This is a genomic window from Microbulbifer sp. 2205BS26-8, from assembly GCF_030731025.1.
Classification (GTDB): domain Bacteria; phylum Pseudomonadota; class Gammaproteobacteria; order Pseudomonadales; family Cellvibrionaceae; genus Microbulbifer; species Microbulbifer spongiae.
In genome coordinates this window covers 1-4008 of sequence record NZ_JAVAMR010000089.1, presented here as the reverse complement: position 1 = coordinate 4008, position 4008 = coordinate 1, and the positions used below count along the sequence as shown (strand labels likewise).

2 protein-coding genes, 1 pseudogene and 1 other annotated feature are annotated in these 4008 nt (G+C 52.6%); all 3 genes and pseudogenes read left to right on the top strand.

Going from position 1 to position 4008, the window contains the following annotated elements; all coding sequences use genetic code 11:
• Positions 1-67: 67 nt before the first annotated feature.
• The 3 genes and pseudogenes from Q5Y71_RS16405 (at position 68) to ltrA (ending at position 3918) form a co-directional block, all read left to right on the top strand.
• Positions 68-853: a 2OG-Fe(II) oxygenase gene (locus Q5Y71_RS16405; protein ID WP_306043162.1), complete on the top strand. Its 786-nt coding sequence runs from the start codon at positions 68-70 to the stop codon at positions 851-853.
• A 141-nt stretch (positions 854-994) separates the two neighbouring features.
• Positions 995-1734, top strand: a pseudogene (locus tag Q5Y71_RS16400) (IS3 family transposase); the annotation flags it as partial.
• Positions 1273-1389: a sequence feature (AL1L pseudoknot), on the top strand. Its footprint overlaps the pseudogene before it by 117 nt.
• A 660-nt stretch (positions 1735-2394) precedes the next feature.
• The gene (gene ltrA, locus Q5Y71_RS16395) at positions 2395-3918 is read left to right on the top strand and encodes a group II intron reverse transcriptase/maturase (RefSeq protein ID WP_371877090.1); all 1524 of its coding nucleotides are present in this window, start codon (positions 2395-2397) and stop codon (positions 3916-3918) included.
• Positions 3919-4008: the final 90 nt, after the last annotated feature.

Sequence of the window (4008 nt, the reverse complement as noted above, 5' to 3'; positions counted from 1 at the left end):
CCGCGTTTCATATTTTTGACATAGAAAATTAATATCATCAATTAAGACTTAAAGCATTTTGATACTTATGCAAGAAAAATTCAAAATCCTAGAAACATTAACCCAAGACCATCTTCTTCATCTATTTAAACGTGACTATATTGTTATCCGGATACCCAATTTCTACCACCCCAATCACTGTAGTACTATCGCACAAGGTCTTCTGCAAGAAATTGACCCGTCTTCAGGGTCTGGTATCTATCTGAGTAATATCGATTCCTTTTGGGCCGCAAGCCGTGATAGCGATCGTCAACGAAGATATTTTGAACGGGGAAGTGTACTCCAAGATCACTTAAGACAGATAAGTTCTCCCTTCCCCTCACCTATTGACTTATTGTGCCAAACACTTTGCCAGTGTTGGTCGATGGGTGCCAAGCCAATGAGTATGCTAGATATGCCCGCCCCATTTGGTATTTCTCGATTATGGCCCGAGGGCAGTGAAGGATTACCACACCAAGACTTGCTCAATCGCGAACTTAAAGACCACAACCCTGCTATCCATTTAAAGAGTCAAATTGGTGTCAACATTTTTCTGACAAACTCTCACCAGGGCGGCGAGTTGGAAATCTGGGACAAAGTTATCAAAGATAGTGAATACGAGCAATTTTCAGATACAGCTAAGGGTAGTTACGGCTACAAACGTGATATTCTGCCTAAGGAATCTATTACGATTACTCCGAAAGTAGGTGACCTTATTCTGATCAATACTGCCTGTATCCACGCTATTCGTAAAGTTGTTGCTGGCCAGCGTCTAACCATATCTGGCTTTGTGGGCAAGATAGGTGATGAACACCCGCTGATTTTCTGGAGCTAATTGAGCCTGGTTTATGCATTGGAATGTAAGCGCTAAAACAATGGCTCATCGCACTCAGCAGATCCCGACATCAGTGCCCGAAGCTCGTTAATGAATCCCCCCGGGTTTCTCGGAGGCTAACTTTCTTGAGAGAATTAGCCAATGAGCAAACGACCTGGATACTCTCCCGAGGTACGGGAACGCGCAGTTCGCATGGTGTTGACCGGCGAGCACGAGCACCAATCACGCTGGGCAGCGATCACATCTATCGCTTCCAAGATCGGCTGCACACCCGAGACCCTACGATCATGGGTCAACAAGATGGAAGTCGACAATGGTACTAAACCCGGCACCACCAGCAGCGACGCAGCCCGCCTCAAAGAGCTGGAGCGCGAAGTCCGTGAGCTGAAACGCGCTAACGAGATCTTGCGCAAGGCTGCCGCTTTTTTCGCCCAGGCGGAGCTCGACCGCAAACCGAAGTAATGGTGGCATTCATTGACCAGGAACGTGAGGCGCACGGTGTCGAGTCAATCTGTGAGGTTCTGCCGATTGCACCGTCGACCTTCTACCTCTGCAAGCATCTACAGGCCAATCCAGAGCAACGCTGTGCGCGCGCTCAACGTGACGATGAGCTGAAGCCTGAGATCCAGCGGGTCTACGAAGAAAACCACCGCGCCTATGGTGCACGCAAGGTCTGGAAGCAGCTTAACCGCGAGGACGTAAAGGTCGCCCGCTGCACAGTTGAACGGCTGATGAAGGTACTGCAATTGGAAGGTGTTCGAAGAGGCAAACGTTGCGTTACGACTATCCCGGATGGGCTGGCCAACAAGCCGCTGGATCTGGTGAATCGCGAGTTTACGGCAGAACGCCCCAACCAGCTTTGGGTGGCCGACATAACCTATGGTGTGCCCGGAGCTCAGGGCGAGTACGGATGCTCAAAGGAGCCACGAGTCTATCTGGAATGTTGGCGAGGTGCTTCAGGATGAAGCAACCAGTCAATCCCTCCCACTGTGAGGGTGGAGAGCCTGAGCGGCAGTGACCTGTGGTATGCCCACAGGGTGATGTAACCCGCTGACAACGGGGATTGAGGCGAGGTCACTAAGCCAAGATGATCCTCTAGGCTGAGTGTTGGAAGGCTGAAGAACATGAACCCATTAATCCGCCTCTGAGGGTTGAAACGTCACCACGGCCTACGTGACCTAATAGGCCGTACAGGGAGGTGAGGCAGCTCGATATGTAGGCGCTGCCAAACAAAGGAACTTGGACAGGTAGGCCGGGTTCCGGGCCAGCAGCACCCATCACAGAACGGCCTGCTGCTTCCTGTCAACTTGCAGACAGCAAGGGTAAAGAGTGCGATGGGCAGCCTCCCCAACATGTTCGAGTCCAGATCGGTAAACCGGGGAAGGTTGATGACGGATGCCAAGGGGGCATGACCCTGATGCCGCATTGACTGGCGGAGTTCCCGTAGTAGTCCGCGATGGGGAAAGCCCATTACATGACGAAGGGGAGCAGTTTAAACGTGTTTGCCAAGCAAACTACCTGACCAAGTAAGGTGAAGACCTTTGATAATCAGCGAAATGCAACGCAAGCTTGCCACTTGGGCAACGGCCGACTCAACCCGGCGGGTAGACAGGCTGCTGCGCCTGATAGCACACCCCAACTGGCTGGCAGAAGCGGCTCGGATCACGCTGTCATCCAAAGGCGCCAACACACCAGGGATAGATGGGGAGACCAAGTCAACTCTGCAGGCCAAATTGTCGGGTGTTCTGGAGCAAATCAGGGAAGAATTGCTTGAGGATACATACCAACCGCAGCCGGCCCAACGGGTCTACATCCCCAAAGCCGGTGGCAAGCAGCGACCACTGGGAATCCCAACTCTGCGCGACCGTATTGTCCAGCGAGCCCTGTTAATGGCCATGGAGCCCATATGGGAAAGTGACTTCCATTCGCTCTCCTATGGCTTCCGCCCAGAGCGTAGCGTCCACCACGCGATTCGCACGGTGAAACTGCAACTGACGGATAACCGGGAAACTCGGGGACGATGGGTCATAGAGGGGGATCTTTCCAGCTACTTTGATACCGTGCATCACCGGCTACTTATGAAGGCAGTACGCCGCAGGATCTCAGACAAGCGATTTCTGAACCTCCTGTGGCGATTCATAAAGGCTGGGCACATCGATGCCGTGCTCTTCCGGGCGGCTAGCCAAGGAGTGCCCCAAGGCGGTGTTATCTCACCAATACTGTCGAATATTATGCTGCATGAGTTCGACCAGTACCTGGATGAGCACTACCTGGGCAAGAAGGCCCGGAAAGACAGATGGTACTGGAATAACAGTATCCAGAAAGGTCGCAGCACCGCTGTACGCGAAAACTGGCAATGGAAGCCAGCGGTCGCTTACTGTCGCTATGCCGATGACTTTGTCATTATTGTCAAAGGCACTAAGGCGCAGGCGGAAGACATCCGAGAAGAATGCCGACAAATGCTGCAGGGAGCTCTCAAGCTGACATTAAACATGGAGAAGACGAAGATCACTCATGTCAATGATGGCTTTGTCTTCCTGGGGCACCGAATCATTCGCAAACGGAGTCGCTATGGCGACCAGCGAGTGGTCACAACGATACCCCGAGAGAAGGCGAGAAACTTTGCTGCCTCGTTAACGGCTCTACTGTCAGGCAACTACAGCGAAAGCAAGATTGATATGATTGAGACCGTCAATCGGAAGCTGAAAGGCTGGTCAGCGTTCTATCAGTTCGTTGACTTCAAAGCCAAGATATTCAGTCATATTGACAGAGTCGCGTTCTGGAAACTGGCTCACTGGCTGGGGCGGAAACATCGCTCTCGGCTGAAGCCACTGATACGTCACTGGTGCAAAGCTCCGGCCTCGGGTCAAAGTAAGACGTGGGTGCTGTACGGCAAGACAAATCAGGGACACTTCTGTGGTGCCATCTTGTACCGGCTTGTCGGGCGGGGTAGCCGGCGGTTCCGCTGGCGCCTTCCCGAAGGCAATCCGTACCTGAGGACTGAGCCTCGGAACACATGGACTTCACGCTTTCCTGAAGTGGCAATGGCATTCGCCAGCGCTTAAATGGAGAGCCGGATGCGCTGAAAGATGCACGTCCGGTTCGGAGAGGAGAGGCAGGGAGATAGTTCGACTACGCCCTGCCTCTTACTCTAC